This is a genomic window from Actinoplanes sp. NPDC026623 (assembly GCF_040638275.1).
In the GTDB taxonomy this organism is placed as follows: domain Bacteria; phylum Actinomycetota; class Actinomycetes; order Mycobacteriales; family Micromonosporaceae; genus Actinoplanes.
This window is the reverse complement of record NZ_JBEZXZ010000017.1, coordinates 22,243-43,533: the sequence shown is the minus strand read 5'-3', so window position 1 is coordinate 43,533 and position 21,291 is coordinate 22,243. Positions and strand designations below refer to the sequence as shown.

At 71.7% G+C, this 21,291-nt stretch carries 21 protein-coding genes; 9 read left to right on the top strand and 12 right to left on the bottom strand.

The features are described 5' to 3' along the window. Window positions 1-9: 9 nt before the first annotated feature. The 3 genes from AB0F10_RS07980 to AB0F10_RS07970 are packed head-to-tail and all read left to right on the top strand — an operon-like array spanning window position 10 to window position 3,678. Window positions 10-1,503: an aldehyde dehydrogenase family protein gene (locus tag AB0F10_RS07980; RefSeq protein ID WP_360621249.1), complete on the top strand. Its 1,494-nt coding sequence runs from the start codon at window positions 10-12 to the stop codon at window positions 1,501-1,503. Between the two features lie 22 nt (window positions 1,504-1,525). After that, a complete protein-coding gene (locus tag AB0F10_RS07975; RefSeq protein WP_360621247.1) occupies window positions 1,526-2,173 on the top strand; it encodes an ATP-binding cassette domain-containing protein in 648 nt (215 codons plus the stop codon). Then, window positions 2,170-3,678 carry a DUF6297 family protein gene (locus AB0F10_RS07970; protein WP_360621245.1) on the top strand — a complete coding sequence of 503 codons (1,509 nt, stop codon included), beginning with the start codon at window positions 2,170-2,172 and terminating at the stop codon, window positions 3,676-3,678. Before AB0F10_RS07975 ends, AB0F10_RS07970 begins: the two co-directional genes overlap by 4 nt. On the opposite strand, the gene nucS is transcribed toward AB0F10_RS07970, so the two are convergent. Then, window positions 3,675-4,334: an endonuclease NucS gene (gene nucS, locus AB0F10_RS07965; RefSeq protein ID WP_360621243.1), complete on the bottom strand. Its 660-nt coding sequence runs from the start codon at window positions 4,332-4,334 to the stop codon at window positions 3,675-3,677. The genes AB0F10_RS07970 and nucS overlap by 4 nt on opposite strands. Before the next feature lie 58 nt (window positions 4,335-4,392). Between nucS and AB0F10_RS07960 the strand changes: the two genes are divergently transcribed. The 4 genes from AB0F10_RS07960 to AB0F10_RS07945 all read left to right on the top strand — a co-directional run bounded on the left by AB0F10_RS07960 (window position 4,393) and on the right by AB0F10_RS07945 (window position 9,828). Further along, entirely contained in the window at window positions 4,393-5,019 is a 627-nt protein-coding gene (locus AB0F10_RS07960) for a DUF4126 domain-containing protein (protein ID WP_360621241.1), read from the top strand. Beyond that, a complete protein-coding gene (locus AB0F10_RS07955; protein WP_360621239.1) occupies window positions 5,016-6,383 on the top strand; it encodes a hypothetical protein in 1,368 nt (455 codons plus the stop codon). Before AB0F10_RS07960 ends, AB0F10_RS07955 begins: the two co-directional genes overlap by 4 nt. Window positions 6,384-6,467: 84 nt before the next feature. Continuing rightward, a complete protein-coding gene (locus AB0F10_RS07950) occupies window positions 6,468-9,101 on the top strand; it encodes an FtsK/SpoIIIE domain-containing protein (protein ID WP_360621237.1) in 2,634 nt (877 codons plus the stop codon). Then, the gene (locus AB0F10_RS07945) at window positions 9,088-9,828 is read left to right on the top strand and encodes a hypothetical protein (protein ID WP_360621235.1); all 741 of its coding nucleotides are present in this window, start codon (window positions 9,088-9,090) and stop codon (window positions 9,826-9,828) included. The genes AB0F10_RS07950 and AB0F10_RS07945 overlap by 14 nt, the downstream gene beginning before the upstream one ends. A gap of 43 nt (window positions 9,829-9,871) precedes the next feature. Here AB0F10_RS07945 and AB0F10_RS07940 read toward each other — a convergent pair whose 3' ends face one another. Next, window positions 9,872-10,720: a 3-hydroxyacyl-CoA dehydrogenase family protein gene (locus AB0F10_RS07940; protein ID WP_360621233.1), complete on the bottom strand. Its 849-nt coding sequence runs from the start codon at window positions 10,718-10,720 to the stop codon at window positions 9,872-9,874. A 124-nt stretch (window positions 10,721-10,844) separates the two neighbouring features. Between AB0F10_RS07940 and AB0F10_RS07935 the strand changes: the two genes are divergently transcribed. Next, window positions 10,845-11,201, top strand: a complete 357-nt coding sequence (locus tag AB0F10_RS07935; RefSeq protein ID WP_360621231.1) for a hypothetical protein — start codon at window positions 10,845-10,847, stop codon at window positions 11,199-11,201. A 16-nt stretch (window positions 11,202-11,217) separates the two neighbouring features. Here the strand turns inward: AB0F10_RS07935 and murA are convergent, their stop codons facing one another. Continuing rightward, window positions 11,218-12,504, bottom strand: coding sequence for a UDP-N-acetylglucosamine 1-carboxyvinyltransferase (gene murA / locus AB0F10_RS07930; RefSeq protein ID WP_360621312.1), 1,287 nt, complete (start codon window positions 12,502-12,504; stop codon window positions 11,218-11,220). A gap of 41 nt (window positions 12,505-12,545) precedes the next feature. Here murA and AB0F10_RS07925 point away from each other — a divergent pair, with 41 nt between their 5' ends. Next, a complete protein-coding gene (locus AB0F10_RS07925; protein WP_360621229.1) occupies window positions 12,546-13,118 on the top strand; it encodes a cob(I)yrinic acid a,c-diamide adenosyltransferase in 573 nt (190 codons plus the stop codon). 91 nt (window positions 13,119-13,209) lie between these two features. Here AB0F10_RS07925 and AB0F10_RS07920 read toward each other — a convergent pair whose 3' ends face one another. The 9 genes from AB0F10_RS07920 to AB0F10_RS07880 all read right to left on the bottom strand — a co-directional run bounded on the left by AB0F10_RS07920 (window position 13,210) and on the right by AB0F10_RS07880 (window position 21,234). Further along, on the bottom strand, window positions 13,210-13,677 hold the full coding sequence (locus tag AB0F10_RS07920) for a DUF2550 domain-containing protein (protein WP_360621227.1): 468 nt from the start codon (window positions 13,675-13,677) through the stop codon (window positions 13,210-13,212). A gap of 8 nt (window positions 13,678-13,685) precedes the next feature. Continuing rightward, complete coding sequence (locus AB0F10_RS07915; RefSeq protein ID WP_360621225.1) at window positions 13,686-13,967, bottom strand: F0F1 ATP synthase subunit epsilon; 282 nt, start codon at window positions 13,965-13,967, stop codon at window positions 13,686-13,688. A gap of 177 nt (window positions 13,968-14,144) precedes the next feature. Continuing rightward, window positions 14,145-15,197, bottom strand: coding sequence for an LCP family protein (locus AB0F10_RS07910; protein ID WP_360621223.1), 1,053 nt, complete (start codon window positions 15,195-15,197; stop codon window positions 14,145-14,147). A 295-nt stretch (window positions 15,198-15,492) separates the two neighbouring features. Continuing rightward, window positions 15,493-16,938, bottom strand: coding sequence for a F0F1 ATP synthase subunit beta (gene atpD / locus AB0F10_RS07905; RefSeq protein WP_360621221.1), 1,446 nt, complete (start codon window positions 16,936-16,938; stop codon window positions 15,493-15,495). Further along, the gene (locus AB0F10_RS07900; protein WP_360621219.1) at window positions 16,935-17,864 is read right to left on the bottom strand and encodes a F0F1 ATP synthase subunit gamma; all 930 of its coding nucleotides are present in this window, start codon (window positions 17,862-17,864) and stop codon (window positions 16,935-16,937) included. Before AB0F10_RS07900 ends, atpD begins: the two co-directional genes overlap by 4 nt. Before the next feature lie 3 nt (window positions 17,865-17,867). Further along, on the bottom strand, window positions 17,868-19,517 hold the full coding sequence (gene atpA, locus AB0F10_RS07895) for a F0F1 ATP synthase subunit alpha (RefSeq protein ID WP_360621217.1): 1,650 nt from the start codon (window positions 19,515-19,517) through the stop codon (window positions 17,868-17,870). An 81-nt stretch (window positions 19,518-19,598) separates the two neighbouring features. Next, window positions 19,599-20,420 carry a F0F1 ATP synthase subunit delta gene (locus AB0F10_RS07890; protein WP_360621309.1) on the bottom strand — a complete coding sequence of 274 codons (822 nt, stop codon included), beginning with the start codon at window positions 20,418-20,420 and terminating at the stop codon, window positions 19,599-19,601. Continuing rightward, on the bottom strand, window positions 20,417-20,971 hold the full coding sequence (locus AB0F10_RS07885; RefSeq protein ID WP_360621215.1) for a F0F1 ATP synthase subunit B: 555 nt from the start codon (window positions 20,969-20,971) through the stop codon (window positions 20,417-20,419). Before AB0F10_RS07885 ends, AB0F10_RS07890 begins: the two co-directional genes overlap by 4 nt. A gap of 26 nt (window positions 20,972-20,997) precedes the next feature. Next, complete coding sequence (locus AB0F10_RS07880; protein ID WP_360621213.1) at window positions 20,998-21,234, bottom strand: ATP synthase F0 subunit C; 237 nt, start codon at window positions 21,232-21,234, stop codon at window positions 20,998-21,000. Window positions 21,235-21,291 lie beyond the last annotated feature (57 nt).

Sequence of the window (21,291 nt, the reverse complement as noted above, 5' to 3'; positions counted from 1 at the left end):
CTCACGTTCATGACGGCTACCCGCATTCCCGGCTTGCCCGTGGTCGAGGACGGTTTCCTCGTGTCGACCAGCCCCGCCACCGGCGTCGAGGCGGGTCGCCTGCCGGTCTCGGACGACAAGGCGGTCGACGCCGCCGTCGACCGCGCGCGCGAGGCCGGCGCCTGGTGGGCCGGGCTCGGTTTCGACGGCCGCAAGGTGCGGCTGCTGCGCTGGCGGGCCCTGATCACCGAGCGGATCGAGGAGCTTGCCGCGCTCACCCACGCGGAGACCGGCAAGCCGGTGGCCGACGCGATCGTCGAGGCCATCGCCGCGATCGAGCACGTCGACTGGGCCGCCCGCAACGCCAAGCGGGTGCTCGGACCCCGGCGCACCAAGACCCGCCTGCTGGTCGCCGAGCACTCCGGCCACCTGGAATACCAGCCGTTCGGCGTGGTCGGCGTCATCGGCCCCTGGAACTACCCGATCCTCACCCCGCTGGGCCCGATCAGCGGCGCGCTGGCGGCCGGCAACGCCGTCGTGCTGAAGCCGAGCGAGTACACCCCGGCGGTCGGCCAGTGGCTGGTCGACACGTTCGCCGAGGTCGTGCCGGAGCAGCCGGTGCTGCGGGCGGTGCACGGGCTGGGCGACGTCGGCGCCGCGCTGTGCCGCTCCGGCGTCGGCAAGATCGCGTTCACCGGGTCGACCGCCACCGCGAAGCGGGTCATGGCCGCCTGCGCGGAGAACCTGACCCCGGTCGTCATCGAGGCCGGCGGCAAGGACGCGCTCATCGTGGACGCCGACGCGGACGTCGCCGCCGCGGCCGAGGCCGCGGTCTGGGGCGCGATGACCAACGCCGGGCAGACCTGCATCGGCATCGAGCGGGCGTACGCCGTCACCGGGGTCTACGACGCCTTCGTCGCCGCCGTCGTGGAGAAGGCCGGCCGGCTGCGGCTGGGCGAGGAGATCGGCCCGATCACGATGCCGGGCCAGATCGACATCATCCGCCGGCACATCGACGACGCGCTCGCGGCCGGCGCCACCGCGGTGCTCGGCGGCGCCGACGCGGTTCAGCCTCCCAACGTGTCACCGACCGTGCTGGTCGACGTGCCCGACGACGCGGCCGCGATCCGGGAGGAGACGTTCGGTCCGACGCTGACCATCACCCGGGTCGCCGACGCGGACGAGGCGATCGCCAAGGCCAACTCGCTGCCGTACGGGCTGGGCGGCGCCGTGTTCGGCAAGGCCAACGGCGTCCGGATCGCCCGGCGGATGCGCACCGGCATGGTCGCCGTGAACTCGACGCTGAGCTTCGTCGGCATGGCCAACCTGCCCTTCGGCGGCATGGGCGACTCCGGCTTCGGCCGCATCCACGGCGACGACGGGCTGCGCGAGTTCAGCCGGGCCAAGTCGATCACCGTGCGCCGGGCGCCGTCGCTGCTGCCCTCGATGACCTTCGAGCGCACCCCGGCGCAGGTCCAGCGCATCGTCAAGGCGGTGAAGCTACTGTACGGCCGCCGCCCGTGACCGCGTTTGCTAGCGTCGGCCGGTGGATCAATCCGCGATCAAGGTCCGCGACCTGTCGGTGAGCTACGGCTCCGCGCCGGTGCTGGTGGACGTCCAACTGACCGTGCCGGCCGGCGCCGGCGTCTGCGTGACCGGCGAGAACGGCATCGGCAAGTCCACGCTGCTGCGCTGCGTCGCCAGCCTGCAGCGTCCCGACGCGGGCAAGATCGAGATCTTCGGCGGGCCGCCCGGGTCCACACCGGAGTTCTGGCGCGCCGTGGTCACCACTGTGGAGCCGCCCACCTGGTACCCGGGCCTCACCGCCCGCGAGCACGCCGAACTCGTCTGCCGCGCGCACGGCCTGGCACCGGAGGCGGCCGGCCTCGACGACATGCTGGAGCGCTTCGGCATCGCCTCGCACGCCGACGTCATCCCGCCCTCGCTCTCCTCGGGTCAGAAGCAGCGGCTCACCCTGGCCCTGGCGCTGCTGCGGCCGAGCCGGCTGCTGATCCTGGACGAGCCGGAGCAGCGCCTCGACCCGCAGGCCAGGACGATGGTGGCCGGGCTGCTGCGCGACTATCTCGCCGGCGGCGGCACGGCGCTGATCGCCAGCCACGACGAGGCGTTCGCGGCGGCGGCGGGCACCACGACGGTCAGCATGGCCGACCTGCACGCCCCCGCAGCGCGGTGACCGCGACCGTCGCCGTCGGGGGCGTCCGGCGCTGGGTGCGCCGGACCCGGTCGGCGCATCGCGAGCGCGGCGAGACGCTTGGCAACTTCTACTTCGCCCTGCTGTTCGTCGCCATCGTCGGCGGCATGCTGCACCGGCAGCTGGCGGTGATCTTCTGGCCGACCGCCCCGAACGCGTCCGCGCTGGCCGGCGGCGCGCTCAGCCTGGTCATCGTCGGCGGGCTCTACCTCGCGCTGCGCCGCCTCGGCCCGCTCGGGCTCAGCCGTCCGGCGGCCTCCTGGCTGCTCACCGCCCCGGTCAGCCGCCGGCGGCTGCTGCTGCCCTCGCTCTGGGTGGCGGCGATCGGCGCGGCGTTCGCGGGCGCGCTCGGCGGGCTCGGCGTACTCGGGCATGTCGCCGCGCGGCCCGTCTCCGGCCCGGACGCGCTGCTGCCGCTGGCCGGCGCGCTGCTCGGCGGCGCCCTGCTGCTGGTGGCGCTCGACGCGCAGGCGGACCGCTGGTGGTCGGCCTGGTCGGACAACGCGGCCTACCTGCTGGTCGCGGCGGGGCTGGCCGGGCTGGTCGTCGACTCGGTCGTGACCGCGCCGCGCGCGGCCGCCGGATGGCCCGCGGACGGCGTCGTGCCCACGGCGGTCGCGACCCTCGCGGTGGTCGTGACCGCGTTCTTCCTGCTTGCGGTACGCCGCCTCGCGCGTACCCCGAACGAGCGGATCCTCGAGGCGTCCAAGACGGCCGGGACGCTGCTCGACTCGGCGTTCGGCGTGGAGCCGTCCTTCGTCATGGAGATGGTCGAGCGGCGGTACTGGGCGCGGCGCCGGCTGACGTCGCGGCGGTTGTGGCCGCGGGTGCCCGTACTGGTGGCTCAGGATCTGGTCCTGCTGCGCCGCCGGCCGCGGCGGCTGCTGTGGCTGGCCGGCGCGACCGCCCTGCCGGCGCTGCTGACGCACGCACCGGCCTGGTTGCTGGCCCTCGCGGTGCTGGCCGGTGGCCTGGCGGCCGGCAGCGCGGCCGCCGCGACGGTCCGCACGGACGCCGGCAACCCGGTCCTGCTGCGCCTGCTCGGCCTGAGCTCGCGGCAGTCGATCATCCAGCGGCTCTGGGTGCCCGGCGTGCTCTCCGCGATCTGGTACTCGGCCGCCCTGTCCCTGCTGCACGCCCTCGGCGACCTGCCGGCCGGCCCGTGGTGGGCGCTGGGGCTGGTGCTGGGCCCGGCCGGTGCGGCCGCGACGATCCGCAGGGCGCGCGTCGGCTTCGTCGACAACGGACTGTTCCCGCTGGACACCCCGATGGGATCGTTCTCGGTCGGGCCGGCCATCAGCGCGCTCGCCGGGCTCGACGTGCTGCTGCTCGCCCTGCCCACGGCGGTCCAGATCGTCCAGGGCGGCCCGCTGACGTGGACCGGCGTGGTGGTGCAGGGCGTGGTCGCGGTGCTCGGCGCCCGGGCGTATGTGAGCGGGACGACCGCGGAGGACCGGGTGGAGCTCAGCGCACGCCAGACGTTCTAGAAGAGCGTGAGCTCGTTGCGCTCCATGCCGCGCAGCCGGTCGTAGTCCACGACCACGCAGCGGATGCCGCGGTCGGTCGCCAGCACCCGGGCCTGCGGCTTGATCTCCTGCGCCGCGAAGACGCCCTGCACCGGCGCGAGCAGCGGGTCGCGGTTCATCAGCTCGAGGTAACGGGTCAGCTGCTCGACGCCGTCGATCTCGCCGCGCCGCTTGATCTCGACCGCCACCGCACCGCCCGCGGCGTCGCGGCAGAGCAGGTCCACCGGGCCGATCGCGGTCATGTATTCGCGGCGGACCAGGCTCCAGCCCTCGCCGAAGGTCGCCGGATGCGCGGCCAGCAACTCCTGCAGGTGCGCCTCGACGCCGTCCTTCACCAGGCCGGGGTCGACGCCCAGGTCGTAGGAGGTGTCCTGGAAGATCTCCTCGAGGGTGATCCGCAGCTCCTCGCCGGCCTTGTTGACGACCCGCCACACGCCGGGCGCCTCCTGCAGCTTGCAGGGCGGGCTCATCCAGTTGAGCGGCTTGTAGGCGCGGTCGTCGGCGTGGATGGAGACCGAGCCGTCCGCCTTGACCATCAGCAGCCGCACCGCGGGCGGTAGATGGGCGGAGAGGCGGCCGACGTAGTCCACGGAGCACTTCGCAATGACCAGGCGCACCCGACGAGGGTAGCCGCTGCGCCGGGCCGGGTTCGCGTGGCGGTGCCATCCTGGTGATGTGCTCGAAGCGCTCACCGGTACCGGCCTGGCGGCATCCGCCGGCCTCAATGCCTACATCCCCCTGCTCACGATGGGTCTACTGGCCCGTTACACCGATCTGATCGAGCTGCCCGACGGTTGGCAATGGATCTCCGGCGGCTGGGCCGTCGGCATCCTCGTCGTGCTGCTCGCCGTCGAGGTGGTCGCCGACAAGATCCCGGTGGTGGACCACGTCAACGACGTGGTGCAGACCGTGGTCCGGCCGACCGCCGGCGGGCTCGCGTTCGGGGCCGGCTCGTCGTCGCAGACGGTGACCGTGTCCGACCCGGGCTCGTTCTTCGGCTCCCATCAGTGGGCGCCCGTCGCGGCGGGCGTGCTCATCGCGCTGTGCGTGCACGGCGTCAAGGCCGTGTCGCGACCCGTGGTGAACGCCTCGACGGCCGGCCTGGGCGCGCCGGTGGCCAGCACCGTCGAGGACATCGGCAGCGTGCTGTTGTCGCTGCTGGCGATCATGCTGCCGGTGCTCGTCCTGCTCGGACTCGCGCTGACGATGCTCGGTGGATGGTGGGCGATCAGGCGGCGACGGCGGCGCAAGCGGGAACGGCAGCCGGTAGAGGGTGTCGCGACCGAGCGTCTGTTTGGTTGACTACTGCCGTGTCCGCGATCGCCGTGCCCGCCTTCGCCTACTCCTGGTGGCTGGGCTGCTACCTCTTGGGGCGTGATCCGGCCAGTTCGCTGCTGTGGCGCGCGGCCGCCGCGCTGCTCGCGTACGGGATCGCGGTGGTCGCCTGGGTGCTGAGCCCGGCCTCCGGCCTCGCCCAGTTGCTGCTCTGCCTGCCGGCCCTGTGCTGGGCCGGCGTGGCAGTCGGCCTGCTGCCCCGCACCGCGCCCGAATACCGGCAGGCGAACCGCGGCTGGCTGATCGTGTCCGGGGTGTTCCTGGCGGTGGCCGCGGTGCTGCCCGGCGTGGGAAAGCTGGTCGCGCTCGCGCCGCTGGCGGGCGCGATGGTGCTGCTCATGCGCTACCGGCAGGGGGTGCGCCCGGGCGCGCTGTCCTCGGCCCTGGCCGCCGTCGCCGCGCTCTACGCGCTCGGCCTGGTCGTCGTGCTGGCCCCGATCGACCTGGGCGCGCCGATCCTGGTGCTCGCCGCGCTCGGCCTCGACCTGCTGCTGATGGGTTTCCTCGTCGCGGTGGCCGACGCGGTCGAGGCGGGCGAGCGGCTACAGACCGACCTGAGCCGCTCGTTGATCTTCGCGACCGCGGCCGTTGCGCTCTGCGGCGGCCCGGCCGCGCTGACCATGCTCGCCGCGCCCGGCCTGCCAGCGGTGACCGTGCTGCAGTTCGTGGTGGTCGGCGTGGTGCTGAGCGCGGTCGGCCTGGCCGGGCCGCTGCGCGCGGGGCTGGACCGGCTGGCGTTCCTGCAGGACGAGCGGCTGCGGCTCGACCGCGCCGGGCTGATGGCGGCGGCCGACGCGCTGCCCCGGCGGCGCGTGCGGCACCGGACGATCGCCCTGGACGCGGAGGAGTTCCAGCGGCTGACCCGGCGGGCGCTGGAGGACTTCGGCGACGTGGGCCGGCTGCTGCGCAGCCCGCTCATCGACCTGCCGGCGGTGGACCGGCGGCTGGCCGGGCGCGGGCCCGGGCTGGCCGATCAGCCGCTGCTGCGGGCCGCGGAGTTGCGGGCCGTGCTGAGCGAGCACGTGCTGCGGCTCAAGCCGGCCGGGGTGTTCGGGACCACCGAGGAGTGGCGGTTCTTCAATTCGCTCTACTACTGCAGCGTGCTGGGGCTGCGGCCGTACCAGCGGCGGCCACAGCCCGACGGGCTGGACCGGGACGCGAAGCGGGCGCTCGACTGGTTCCGCCGCTACGTGCCCCGGCGCTCGCTGTACCGCTGGCAGACCGAGGCGGCGGCCATGGTCGCCGCGCACCTCTGGCGGGACCTGGTGGGCACGGACCCGCGCTGGCTGGCGGGGGCCGGTGGCGTCACCCGCCGGGAACCCGTGCGGTGACGCTTCAATAGCGACACGCGCCACATAAGTTGGCAACCACGGCAAAATGGTTAAAATCTCCCATCGTGACTTCCGGGGGGTGCTGTGGGTAGCCACCGCAACACGCTGGTCGCCGTCGTCCGGCAGGAGCTGGCCGAGGCGCGCGGCACCGCCCGGGCGGTGCTGGCCGCCGCGGAGTCGGCCCGCAGCGAGGCGCTGCGGCGCAAGCAGATGATCAGGGACGCCTATTCGACCTGCCTGGCCCAGCTCGCCGAGGCGCGCGAGGCGGCACGGCAGGACATCCTGCGGCGGACCGCGGCCGAGGCCGGCGCGCTGACCCGCAACGTCGAGTCGCTGGCCGCGCTCTGCGCGTCCGGCTCCGCCGGCACCGCCTGGCGCTACTGGACGCCCACCGAGCCCGACCGGGTCGGCCGCCCCCGGCTGCTGCGCATCGGCACGGTCAGCTACGACACCGGCGACGGCGCCCGGCGCCTGCCCGCGCTCGTGCCGCTGCTCGACCACGCGCACGTGAACCTGGTGGGCGACCCGGAGACCGCCGACGGCGTCATCTCCGGGCTGCTGCTGCGGGCCCTGGGCACCACCCGCCCCGGCGACGTCCGGCTCACCGTCTACGACCCCGAGCAGCTCGGCGGCACGCTCGCGGCGTTCGCGCCGCTCGGCAACGCGGGTCTGCTCTCCTTCGTCGGCCCGGGCGGGCTGAGCGCCGTGCTCGACGATCTGGTCGAGCAGATCTGCCGGGTCAACGAGACCGTGCTGGCCGGCGAGTACGCGTCCCTGCCCGAGCTCACCGCCGCGACCACCGGCCCGCGCCCCGAGCCCTGGCGGGTCGTGGTGCTGCTCGCCGACGCCGAGCTCACCCAGGGCCAGCGGGCCCAGCTCGACCGCATCGTCCGGACCGGCGTGGCCTGCGGCGTGCACCTGGTGGTCCGGGGCCTCGAGCTCGCGCCGCATCCCACGGTGGAGCACATCGCCGTGCGCGACGGCATGGCCACCTGCGACACCACCGGCGAGCTGGCGGTCACCCTCGACGCGCCGCCGCCGCCGGACCGGATCTCCGGATTCGCCCGGACCACGGCCGAGCGGCTGCGCGCGGGGCCGCCGCCGGCCAGCTTCGCCGACCTCGAGCCCGAGAAGATCTGGACCGAGTCGTCCGCACACGGCCTGGCCGCGCCGATCGGCGACAGCACCGACGGCCCGCTCATCTCCGTGCCGCTCGGCGACGATCCGCCGCACGCGCTCATCGGCGGCCCGTCCGGCTCCGGCAAGACAAACCTGATCTACGCCTGGATCGGCTCGCTCGCGGCCCGGTACGGCCCCTCCGAACTGGCGTTCTACCTGCTGGACTTCAAGGAGGGCGTGTCGTTCGCGCGGTTCGCGCCCGGCCCGCGCGACCCGAGCTGGCTGCCGCAGGTGCGGCTGGCCGGCATCAACGTCAACGGCGACCGGGAGTTCGGCCTGGCGATGCTGCGCCACCTCGGCGAGGAGCTCCGCGCCCGGGCCCAGGCCGCCAAGCGCTACGAGGCGTCCAAGCTGGCCGAGCTGCGCGCCGAGGACCCGCGCGGGCACTGGCCCCGGATCGTCGCCGTCATCGACGAGTTCCAGGTGCTGCTCGCCGGCCGCGACGCGCTCGCCGACGAGGCCGTCACCCTCCTCGAGGACCTGGCCCGGCGCGGCCGCTCGCAGGGCATCCACCTGGTGCTGGCCAGCCAGGACGTCTCCGGCATCGAGGCGCTCTGGGGCCGCTCCGGCCTGATCGGACAGTTCACCCTGCGGATCGCGCTGCCGAAGGCCCGGCGGGTCCTCGCGGACACCAACCTGGCCGCCGCCGTCATCCCCCGCTTCCACGCAGTCGTCAACGCCGACTCGGGCGCGGCCGGCGCGAACCACATCGTGCGGCTGCCCGACGCCGGGGACCGCCACGCGTGGCGCACCCTGCAGCGCAAGCTCTGGCACAGCCGCCCGGACAACTGCGTGCCGCCCCGGCTCTTCGACGGCGACGCGGTGCCGCGGCTGCCCGAGGCGTACCGGCCCGCCGGCCGGGTGCCGAGCGTGAACTCCGACATCGGCTCCTCGCCCGGCGCGGTGCTCGGCGAGCGGATCGACGTGGCCGCGCGGCCCGCCCGGCTGCGGCTCGGGCGGATGCCGGGGCGCAACCTGGCGGTGCTGGGCACCCGCACCGGCGAGGCCTGCGACGTGCTCGCCGCGGCCGCGCTGTCGCTGGCCGCGCAGGGTCCGGCGCGGTTCAGCGTCGCCTGCCTCGACCCGGGCGCGGAGCGGGCGGCGGCCCGGCTGGTCGCCGAGCTTCCGCAGGCCGACTGGTACGGCCTGGCCGACCTCGATCAGCTCTTCGGCGCCCTCGACCCGGACGGCATCCCGCACTACGTGCTCGGCTACGCGCTGGACGCCGCCGGGCCGGCCTATCGGGAGCGGCTGCGAGCCGTGCTCACCGACGGGCCCGAGGACCGGACGCACGTGCTCGGCTGGTGGCGCTCGGTGCAGCGGCTGCGCGACGACCTGGGCGGAATCGGCGCGCGCCTGGACACCATCGGCGCGTGGGTGGCCCTCGACGTGCAGGGACCGGAGCTCAGCCCGCTCTCACCGCAGCCCGGCGGCCCGGCCTGGTATCCGCGCCGGCGCCGCGCCCTGTTCTTCGACCGCTCGGTGCACCGCCATCCGGAAGTGATCATCCCGTACGAGGTGAACAGTGACCACACGTGACCGCGACTACCAGTTGATGATGAACGCGCTCGCCGACGTCGCCAGGCGCCGCGACGAGGAGCTGGCGGGCGCCGAGCAGGCATATCAGAACAGCTCGGCGCAGGCGGCCGGGGAGCTGGCCCGGGCGGAGAACGACGCCATCTCGGCCGACCGCTGGGCGGGCGCCGCCGCGGCCCAGGTGCTCGACGTGGACCGGGAGGCGGCCCGGCTCTGGAACGAGCTGCGCCGGGCCCGGGGAATGCGGATGCGGACGCTCGGCGAGCTGCCCGATCCCGCGGCGGTCGAGGCGCTGCCGCGGGTCGCGCTCGAACGCTCACCGGACTCCACCGCGGTGGCGCCCATGCCACCGCGGCAGTCGGCCCGGACGCTGCTGGCCCGCACCGCCGAACGGATCGACGTGACCGCACGCCCGGCGGTACGCCGCTCGGTGCCGCGCTGGGTGCTGCCGCTGCTGCCGGTGCTGGGCGCGCTGATCGCCGGCCTGTGCGCGCTGATGGCGGCCGGCCTGGTGACCTTCGGGGGTACGGGGATACCGGGCGGCGCCGTGCTGCGCGGGATGGGCTGGCTGGCGTTCCTGGTGGCGCCGTCCGCGGGCGTGCCGGTGGCCGCGGCGATCGCGCAGCGCCGGCTGCGCGCCCGGCTCGACATCGGCGGCATCGGCCTGACCCTGCTCGGGGGCATGCTCGCGGCCACGCTGCTGTCGGTGACCTTCGCGGCGACGAGGTAGGCCCGAGAGGCGAGGCGCACCGCGCCTCGCCTCTGGTGCCGGCTCAGTAGGTGTAGAAGCCCTTGCCGGTCTTGCGGCCCAGGTCGCCCGCGGTGACCATGCGCTGCAGCAGCTCCGGCGGGAAGAACTTCTCGTCCGCGGTGTCGTGGTAGATGTTGCTCGCCGCGTTCAGCATCACGTCGAGGCCGGTCAGGTCGACGGTGGCCAGCGGGCCCATCGCGTGCCCGAAGCCCAGCTTCATGACCGTGTCCAGATCGGCGGCCGAGACCACACCGTTCTCGACCAGCTTGATCGCCTCGACCAGCAGCGCCGAGAAGAGCCGGTTGGAGACGAAGCCGGCCACGTCCCGCTTGACCTCGACGCAGGTCTTGCCGACCTCCTCGGCGAAGTTGCGGGCGTTGGCGAGGGTCTCGTCGGAGGTCTGGTAGCCCCGGACCAGCTCGACCAGCTTCATCATCGGCACCGGCGAGAAGAAGTGGATGCCGACGACCGACTCGGGCCGGGAGGTGACCGCCGCGATCTGGGTGATCGGGATCGCGGACGTGTTGGTGCCGAGCACCGCGCCGGGCTTGCAGATCTTGTCGAGCGCGCGGAAGACCTCGTGCTTGGCCTCGAGCTTCTCGTAGATCGCCTCGACGACCACGTCGGCGTCGGCCATCGCCTCGATGTCGGTGGTCGTGGTGATGCGCCCCACCGCCGCCTCGGCGTCCTGTTCCGAGATCTTTCCCTTGGCGGCGAAGCGCCCGAGGGAGTCCCGGATCGCCGCGACGCCACGCTGCAGCGATGACTCGTCCAGGTCCCGCATGGTGACGTGCCAGCCGGCCTGGGCCGCCACCTGTGCGATGCCGGAACCCATCAGACCGGAGCCGATGACCGCGAGTCGACCCGCCATGTGTGCTCTCCTTCTCCACGTTGAGGTTGCCGTGACAGCCTAGCCGTCCCGCTTAACGCTCACTCAGGGCCTCGATCGGGGCAAATCCGGGGAAATCACTCGACTCCGGTGCCAGACTGTGCGCATGCCACCAAGCGACGGCTGGTACCTGCTAGGACCTTTCATAGCCGTCGCATTGGTCGGTTTTCTCGGCGCGATCTTCTGGCGCCTGGGCCTGCAATGGACCCGGTACGGCGAGGAGACGCGGCGCGAATTTCACGAGGGCCTGGCCATCTTCGGCGAGACCGACGACTACGGCCTGCTCTGCCCCGCCGCGGCGACCAACGACCCGGACATCGCCGAGGAGATCCGCAACCTGCTGGCCGCCGCCGGCATCCGCTCGACGTCGGCCACCCGCCCGGACGGCCCGCTGCTGGTCCTGGTCTTCCCGGAGGAGGTCGACGAGGCCCGCAGGCTGGTCGGCGGCTCGCCCGCCCTCTAGCGCGCCGCCCCGGCGGTCAGAAGTCGAACGTGGGCTCCGCGACGACCGCGCGCTCGACCTCGACGCCGAGCCCGGAAAGGTCCGACACGAAGTCCGGGTAGCCGCGGTCGATGTGGTGCACCTCGCCCACCTCCGTGCTGCCCTCCGCGCACAGGCCCGCGATGACCAGGCCCGCGCCCGCGCGGATGTCGGTGGCCCGCACCGGCGCACCGGAGAGCCGCTCGCGCCCGTTCACGACCGCGTGGTGGCCGTCGGTGCGGATGTCCGCGCCCAGCCGGACCATCTCGTTCACGAACATGAACCGGCCGTCGAAGATGTTCTCGGTGATCAGCGACGAGCCCTTGCTCACCGCGGCCAGGCCGATCGCCATCGGCAGCAGGTCGGTCGCGAAGCCCGGGTACGGCAGGGTCACGATGTCGACGGCCTTCGGGCGGTCGTCCATCCGCACTCGGAACCGGTTGTCGCCCGGCTCCACCACCGCGCCGGCCGAGACCAGCTTGTCCAGGGCGATCTCCAGGTAGGCGGGCTGCACCCCGTGGACCGTGACGTCGCCGCGGGTCATCGCCGCGCCGAACGCCCAGGTGCCGCCGACGATGCGATCGCCGACCGTGGCGTGCCGCACCGGCTTGAGCCCGTCGACCCCCTCGACGGTCAGCGTCGAGGTGCCCGCGCCCGAGATCTGCGCGCCCATCGCGGTGAGCATCTCGCAGATGTCGACGATCTCCGGCTCGCGGGCCGCGTTGTCGATCTCGGTGACGCCCTTGGCCAGGACGGCCGCCATCAGCAGGTTCTCCGTCGCGCCCACGCTCGGGAAGTCCAGCCAGATCTTGGCGCCGTGCAGGCCGCTGGGCGCCGAGGCGATCACGAAGCCGTGCTCGCCGGAGATGTCGGCGCCCATCCGGGCCAGGCCGGCCACGTGCATGTCGAGGCCGCGCGAGCCGATCGCGTCGCCGCCGGGATGCGCCACCCGCACGTACCCCCGGCGGGCCAGCAGCGGGCCCAGCACGCAGATGGACGCCCGCAGGCGGCGCACCAGGTCGTAGTCGGTCTCGCTGCCCGGCTCGGCGGGCACGTCGATGACCGCCTCGCCGTCTCCGAGCGCGACCTCACAACCGAGCCGGCGCAGCACTTCGGCCATTATCGCGACATCGGTGATGCGGGGGACGTTGGTGACCACACTGCGCCCCTCGGCCAGCAGCGCGACCGCCATCAGCTTGAGTGCCGAGTTCTTCGCGCCACCGACCGTGACATCGCCGGAGAGACGCACGCCGCCCTTGACCCTGATCACATCCACGCGGGCAATCGTATGGGGCGGCGCCCAGCAACCTCCGTAGGGTGGGGGGCATGGCTGTGCATCTCACCCGCATCTACACCCGCACCGGCGACGCCGGAGCGACCCGGCTCGGCAACAACGAGGTCGCCGCGAAGACCGATCCCCGGGTCGCGGCGTACGCGGACGCCGACGAGTGCAACGCCGCGATCGGCGTCGCGCTGGCCATGGGCGCCCTCGCCCCGGACGTGAAGAGCGTCCTGACGGCCGTGCAGAACGACCTCTTCGACGTGGGCGCCGACCTGTGCAATCCGCTGGCCGAGGACCCGCCGTACCCGCCGCTGCGGATCAACGAGGCCTACGTGACCCGCCTCGAGGGCTGGTGCGACGAATACAACGACCAGTTGCCGGCGCTCGACTCCTTCGTGCTGCCGGGCGGCACGCCGGGCGCGGCGCTGCTGCACGTGGCCCGCACGGTCGCGCGCCGGGCCGAGCGGTCCGCCTGGGCCCTCTACGAGCTTGACGGGGCCCACACGTCGCCGCTGCCGGCCAAATACCTCAACCGGCTCTCGGACCTGTTGTTCATCCTGGCCCGCACGGCGAATCCGGGCGGGGACGTCAAGTGGGTCCCCGGCGGGGTCTCCTGAGGCCGTGACGGCGGCGCCTGCCCGGGCCTCCGGGCAGGCCGGCCTCGCGGGCCTGCTGAGGGTGGTCCGCCGGAGACCGGAGCGCGGGTGCTCAGCGCTCGACGGGGCGGGGCGTGATCGTGGGGCGGGGCGCGACCGAACCCGGCTGCCCCGGCGGGCCCGCCTCGAGCCAGGACAGGAACCCGGTCACGGTCGACTCCGCCATGGCGATCTCGAGCTGCGCGGGGCCGGTCGTGCACAGCAGGATCACGCAGTGGCCGGGCATGGTGAGCCGCTCCGGGCCCTCGGGCAGCCGGCGGCGGCCGACCTCGAGGGTGCGGCGGTCGAGGGTGCGCTTGGGGCGGACGCCGAAGCTGAACATGCGGTGGAAGCGCAACTCGTCACCGACGAACTGGCCGATCCCGGAGGACCAGCCGCGGCCCGGCACCATCGTGCTGACCCGGACCTGCAGGCGGATGGTGCCGCCGCGGGCCATGAGCAGCCGACGGCGCAGGAAGATCGCCAGCAGGGCGCCGATCAGCACGGCGACGCAGATTCCGAAGATCACCAGAATCCGCATCGCTGGCGTCAGTGCGCGTCGGGAGTGGCGGGAGTGGCACTCTCGGCCAGGACCGTCACGCCGTTGGCGTCGACGGAGAGGAACCCACCGGCCACGTCGTAGGTCAGTTGCTCGCCACCGGCGAGCTTGACCCGCACCTGCGACGGCTCCTTGAGCAGACCGAGCAGCGGCGAGTGGCCGGGCAGCACACCGAGCTCACCCTCGACGGTGCGGGCCACGAGCATTTCGGCTTCGCCGGACCAGACCTTCTCCTCGACGGCGACGACCTGGACGTGCAGCTGATTGGCCACGCTGTCTCCTTGTAAAGCCTGCGGACACTCTTGGCATGAAGTCTAAACGCCTGGGTGACATGACGGTGCCGGGGGTGGCGACCGCCACTGCGAATGAACCTTTTCAACCTGGCCCGGGCGGCGGTGACCGGCGGCCCGGATACCACCGGCCCGCGGCAGGCCGACATTGCTCATCGATCAGAGTTTCTGGAAGTACTCCGGGTGGTCGATCAGGAACGACGTGATCGTGTCGTCGTTCACGGAGTCGAAGAAGTCCTGGGCGGAGGGTTCGAGCGCCTCGCCGAGATACCTCCCGTTGTCGATCAGGCTCCGGCCGGGCAGCTTGACCAGGGTCATGTCGTCGGAGCGCAGGCCCTTGAGCGCCAGGCCCCAGTCGACGACCGTGTGGCCGTTGCCGTCGAAGATCAGCGCGTCACCCGCGGCGCGCAGCACCTTGTCGAGCTTGCCCGGGCTGGTCACCACGTTCTTGCTCAGCGCCTGCGAGGCCATGGCCTTGATGAACTGCTGCTGGTGCCGCTGGCGGTCGTAGTCGCTGCGGGGCAGGCCGTAGCGCTGCCGCACGTAGTCGAGCGCCTGCCACGCCTCGAGGTGGTAGGTGCCCTTCTTGTACGTCGCCTGCGGCCCGATGTAGGGGTGCTCGCAGTTGTTCGCCGCGCACTCGGGGCGCCGGGGCCGCGGCTTGCCGTTCGGCTGCAGGTGCTCCGACTTCACGTTCTGGTCGATCGTCATGGTGACGCCGCCCATGGCCTCGACGATGTCCTTGAAGCCGTTGAAGTTGATGATCGTGCCGGCGTCGAACTTCTTGATGCCCGTCAGCTTGCTGACCGTCTTGGCGAGCAGGTCGAAGCCCTGCGCCACGTCGTGCTTTCCGTTGCCGACCGAACTGCCGTACGACATCGCGGCGTTGATCTTCGCGGTGCCGCCCCGGAAGCCGGTCTTCTCGAACTGCGGGATCTCGACCCGCAGGTCGCGCGGGATCGAGAAGAGGTAGGCCTGCTTCAGGCCCTTGGGGATGTGCACGACGATGATCGAGTCGGACAGCGGCGCGGTGTTGGTGTTGCGCGGGTCGATGCCGACCAACAGGATGTTGACCGGGCCCTTGATGTCGCTCACCGGCTGCTTGGTGGCGCCCTTGGCCGCGTTGCCGAAGAGGTCCTTGGTCTCGACCGCATTGGCATAACGGGCCACCAGGACCTGGCTCGTGACCAGCACACCGCCGCTGACGACCATCAGAATGCACCCGAAGGTCGCGCACAACCGCGCCCACAGGGGCGCACGCCGGCCGGTCCTGGGTTTCCTGCTCTTCGCCACTCGAGATCCCCAACCATGCCGATCGATCCCATCCGCGATCAACGGGAATGATCGCGGGCTGCGCAACAAGCTTTGCCAGACTATCCGATCAACAAAAGAAACTTTCACGTCCGAATGCCTGCACTGCGTAGCTAAACGGACATAACGGTCTCTTGGAAACGCGTGAGCCGCGCCGACAAAGTGTCGGCGCGGCTCACGTGAGATCCGAGGGTTTTCAGCCCTTCATGAGCTCGTGCGCGTTCTTCTCGAGGTCCTCGAGGCCACCGCACATGAAGAAGGCCTGCTCGGGGTAGTTGTCGTACTCCCCCTCGCTGATCTTCTTGAACGCCTCGATGGTCTCCTTCAGCGGGACCGTCGAGCCGGGTACGCCGGTGAACTGCTCGGCGGCGTACGTGTTCTGCGAGAGGAAGCGCTCGATGCGGCGGGCCCGCTGCACCGTGACCTTGTCCTCTTCGGAGAGCTCGTCCATGCCGAGGATGGCGATGATGTCCTGCAGGTCCTTGTACTTCTGCAGGATTCGCTGCACCTCGCGGGCGACCGCGTAGTGCTCGGCGCCGACGAACTCGGGCGCCAGGATCCGCGAGCTGGAGGCCAGCGGGTCCACGGCCGGGTAGATGCCCTTGTCGGAGATCGACCGCTCGAGGTTCGTGGTCGCGTCCAGGTGGGCGAACGTGGTCGCCGGGGCCGGGTCGGTGTAGTCGTCCGCGGGCACGTAGATCGCCTGCAGCGAGGTGATCGCCTTGCCCCGGACCGACGTGATCCGCTCCTGCAACTCGCCCATCTCGTCCGCCAGTGTGGGCTGGTAACCCACGGCGGACGGCATCCGGCCGAGCAGCGTCGACACCTCGGAACCGGCCTGCGTGAACCGGAAGATGTTGTCGATGAAGAGCAGCACCTCCTGGTTCTGCACGTCACGGAAGTACTCCGCCATGGTCAGCGCGGAAAGGGCGACGCGCAGGCGGGTGCCCGGCGGCTCGTCCATCTGGCCGAAGACGAGGGCGGTCTTGTCGAGCACGCCACCCTCTTCCATCTCGAGGATGAGGTCGTTGCCCTCGCGGGTGCGCTCACCCACGCCGGCGAACACCGACGTACCACCGAAGTTGCGGGCAACCCGGATGATCATCTCCTGGATGAGCACCGTCTTGCCGACGCCGGCGCCGCCGAACAGGCCGATCTTGCCGCCTCGCACGTACGGGGCGAGCAGGTCGAGCACCTTGATGCCGGTCTCCAGCATCTCGGTCTTCGGCTCGAGGTCCGCGAACGGCGGGGGCTTGCGGTGGATCGGCCAGCGCTCGGTGATGTCCAGCGTGGACGGATCCACGTTGAGGACCTCGCCGAGGGCGTTGAACACGTGGCCCTTGGTCACGTCGCCGACGGGCACCGAGATCGGCGAGCCGGTGTCCCGGACGTCGGCACCGCGGACGAGGCCGTCGGTGGGCTGCATCGAGATGGCGCGGACGAGATTGTCACCCAGGTGCTGGGCGACCTCGAGGGTAAGCGTCTTCGTGCCCCCGGAGAGGGTCACGTCGACGTGCAGCGCGTTGAAGATTCCGGGCATGCCATCACGGGGGAACTCGGCGTCGACGACCGGGCCGATGACCCGGACGACGCGGCCGACGCCGGTCTCCGTCTTGGTGGGCTCAGCAACAGCAGTCATCACTCATCACTTCCCGCCGCGGCAAGCGCGTTGGCGCCGCCGACGATCTCACTGATTTCCTGGGTGATCGCAGCCTGCCGCGCGGAGTTCATCTCGCGCGTGTACCGCTTGAGCAGGTCGTCCGCATTGTCCGACGCGCTCTTCATCGCCCGGCGCCGAGACGCCGACTCGCTGGCCGCCGAGTCCAGCAACGCCGCGTAGATCCGCGTGTTGAGGTACTTCGGCAGCAGCGCGTCGAGCAGCTCCTCGGCCTCGGGCTCGAACTCGTACGCCGGCCGCAGACCGGGCTCGCGCTCCTGATCCTCGACCTGCATCGGCGCCAGGAAGCGCGCCTCCGCCGCCTGGGTCATGAGCGACTTGAACCGGGTGCTGACGATGTGCAGCTCGTCGACGCCCTGGATGGCGTCCGGGCCGTAGCCCTCGTCGCCGTCGTCCGCGCCGGCGACGAACGCCTCGAGCAGCGCGTCGCCGATGGTGCGGGCGTCGGAGAACGACGGCCGCTCCGAGAACCCGGTCCAGCTGGTCTCGATCGGCCGGTTACGGAACCGGTAGTAACCGACGCCCTTGCGGCCGACGATGTACAGCGCCACCTCTTTGCCGTCCGCCCGCAGCCGCGCCATCAGCTGCTCGGCGGTCCGGATCGCGTTGGCGTTGTAGGCGCCGGCCAGGCCCCGGTCGCTGGTGATCAGCAGGACACCGGCCCGCCGCACCCGCTCGCGCGGCTGCAGCAGCGGGTTCTCGATCGTCGCGTTGGACGCGAGCGCCGTCAGGACCCGCGTGATCGCCTCCGCGTACGGCTTGGAGGCGGTCACCCGCTCCTGAGCCTTGGCGATGCGGCTCGTCGCGACGAGCTCCTGCGCCTTGGCGATCTTCTTGGTGGACTTGACGGTGCGGATGCGCCGCCGAAGTGCCTGTACCTGACCGGCCATGGATCAGCTCTCGTCCCCGGGACGGACCTCGCGGGTCACCGTCTCCCGGCTCTCGCTGCCCTCGGCCAGCGGCGCGGCCTGGGCCTCGTTACCGACGTTGCCGCGGGTCTCGCCCTGCTTGAACAGCACCTTGAACTCGTCGACACCGCTCTGCAGCGTCTCGACCTGCTCGTCGCTCAGCTGGCCGGTCGACGCGATCGCCGTGAAGGTCTCGCTGCGGTTGCGCTTGACCCAGTCGAGCAGCTCGGCCTCGAAGCGCCGCACGTCGCCGACCGGGATGTCGTCAAGCTGGCCCGTGGTGCCGGCCCAGATGACGATGGTCTGCTCGGCGACCGAGTACGGCGAGTACTGCGGCTGCTTGAGCAGCTCGACCAGGCGAACGCCCTTGTCCAGCTGGGCCCGCGACGTCTTGTCCAGGTCGGAGGCGAAGGCCGAGAAGGCCTCCAGCTCACGGAACTGGGCAAGGTCGAGGCGGAGCCGGCCGGAGACCCGACGCATGGCCTTGACCTGCGCCGAGCCGCCGACCCGCGACACCGAGGTGCCGACGTTGATGGCGGGACGCACGCCCGAGGCGAACAGGTCGGCCTCGAGGAAGATCTGGCCGTCGGTGATCGAGATGACGTTCGTCGGGATGTAGGCCGAGATGTCGTTGGCCTTCGTCTCGATGATCGGCAGACCGGTCATCGAGCCCGCGCCCAGCTCGTCCGAGAGCTTCGCGCAACGCTCGAGCAGGCGGCTGTGCAGGTAAAAGACGTCGCCCGGGTACGCCTCGCGGCCCGGCGGGCGGCGCAGCAGCAGCGAAACCGCGCGGTAGGCCTCGGCCTGCTTGGTCAGGTCGTCGAAGACGATCAGGACGTGCTTGCCGGCGTACATCCAGTGCTGTCCGATGGACGAGCCGGTGTACGGGGCGATGTACTTGAAGCCGGCCGGGTCGGACGCCGGCGAGGCCACGATCGTCGTGTACTCCAGCGCGCCCTGCTCCTCGAGGACGCCCCGGATGCTGGCGATCGTCGTCGCCTTCTGTCCGATGGCGACGTAGATGCAGCGGACCTGCTTCTCCGGGTCGCCGGACTCCCAGTTGGCGCGCTGGTTGATGATCGTGTCGAGCGCGACCGTGGTCTTGCCGGTCTTGCGGTCGCCGATGATCAGCTGGCGCTGGCCACGGCCGATCGGCGTCATGGCGTCGATCGCCTTGATGCCGGTCTGCAGCGGCTGCTTCACGGGCTGCCGGGACATGACGTTCGGCGCCTGCAGCTCGAGCTCGCGGTAGCCCTCGCTCTCGATCGGGCCACGGTCGTCGATCGGCTCGCCCAGCGCGTTCACCACTCGGCCCAGGTAGGCGTCGCCCACTGGGACCGAGAGGACGCGGCCGGTCCGCTTGACCGGCTGGCCCTCCTCGATGCCGGTGAAGTCACCCAGGACCACGGCGCCGATCTCGCGGACGTCGAGGTTCAGGGCGACGCCCAGCGTGCCGTCGGCGAATTCGAGCAGTTCGTTCGCCATTGCCGAGGGCAGGCCCTCGACGTGCGCGATCCCGTCGCCCGCATCGGAGACGATGCCGACCTCCTCACGGGAGACCTCGGGCGTGTAGGACGAGACGTAGCGCTCTAGCGCCCCCCGGATCTCGTCCGAGGAGATGGTCAGCTCGGCCATCCTCTGCCTTCTCTAGTCGGCTCGGGGCGTCGCCGCCGCCGAGGGCGTGCTCGGGACGTCGCCGCCACCGAGGGGTAAAAACTATTTAGCGAACGCCTGCCGGGCTTCGTTGAGTCGCCGCAGGATCGTGCCGTCGTAGAGGTCGGAGCCGACTCGAACGCTGAGACCGCCGATGATGCTCGGATCCAGGTCGAACTTCAGCGAGACCTGCCGACCGTAGATGTCGGACAACTTCGCGGCGAGGCGCTGCTCCTCGGCCTCGCCCAGCAGCTTGGCGACCGTCACGTAGGCCACCTCGCGGTCCCGCTTCGCGGCGGTCAGCTCGACCAGCCGGCTCAGCGAGGCCTCGAAGTTGCGCCCGCCGAAACCCTCGAGCGCCACCGCGATGATCTGGACGGTGGCCGCCTGGGCCTTGCCTTCCAGCAGGTCCCCGGCCAGCTTAGCCCGGCGCTCGACCGGCGCACCCGGGTCACTGAGCGTGACCGAGAGCTCGGCGTTGCCCCGGACGATCTGACCGAAGCGGAACAGCTCGTCCTCGACCTCGGCGATCGTGCCGGCCTTGTCTGCCGACGCCAGGACCATGTCCACACCGAGTCGCTCGGTCGCGTTGAGCAGCTCGGACGGCCGGGAGAAGCGCGCGGACACCAGGGTCGCGAGCGCGTCGACGGTGATCGCACCGAGCTTGCCGGCGAAGATCGAGCGGAACAGCTCCGCCCGGTCGTTGCCGCCGCGCGACGGGTCGGTCAGCGCACGGCGGAGCCGAAGCTCGCCGCGCAGCAGCCGGGCCACCGACAGGATCTCGTCGGCGGTCGTGGCGAGCTGCGCGGCCGTCGCCTGCCGCGTGTCAGCGGCAAGCTTCTCGCCGGCCGCCGCGTACGACTCCCGGTTGACGGTCGCCATCAGCGCCGCCCGGTGCCGGTGCCGGCGCCGAGCTCGTTGATGAAACGGTCGACGGTGCCCCGGTTGCGCGCCTCGTCGGCGAGCGACTCACCGACGATCTTGCTGGCCAGGTCCACCGCGAGCGTGCCGACCTCGGCCCGAAGCTCACGGACGATGCTCTCCCGCTGGGCGGCGAGCTGATCGCGACCGGCCGCGATGATGCGGTCGGACTCTTCCCGGGCCTTGCCGAGGACGTCCTGGCGGATGCCCTCCGCGTCGGCACGAGCCTCGTCGCGGATGCGGGCAGCCTCGGTGCGGGCCTCGGACAGCTGCGCCCGGTACTGCTCGAGCAGCTCGTTCGCCTCGGCCTGAGCGACCTCGGCGCGCTTGATGCCACCCTCGATCGCGTCCACCCGGGCCGCGAACGTCTTCTCCATGATGGGGAAGACGAACTTCATCAGCACGAAGCAGAGCACCGCGAAGGCGACAGTGCCGACCACAACCTCTTGCCAGATCGGGATGATCGGGTTGTGGGTGGTTTCCTCAGCCACCTCAGTAGCTAGGTACGAGAGCATGTGAACCTCCGTTCGGCGGAACTAGCTCAGAGACCCTGGCCCTGCCAGATGAAGCCGAAGGCGATGCCCAGCAGCGCGAGCGCCTCGATGACGGCGAAGCCGATCCAGACGAACGGCAGCGTCAGGCGCGCCGACTCCGGCTGGCGGGCCGTCGACTGGATGTAGGCCGAGAAGACCAGGCCGACACCGATGCCGGGGCCGATGGCAGCGAGACCGTAGCCGATGGCGGCGGTGCTACCCGTGAAGGCGGCAAGAACGTCCATTACTGATTCCTCCTGGTATCTCGCGTGACTTTCACGCGGGACGACAACGGGGTGTTA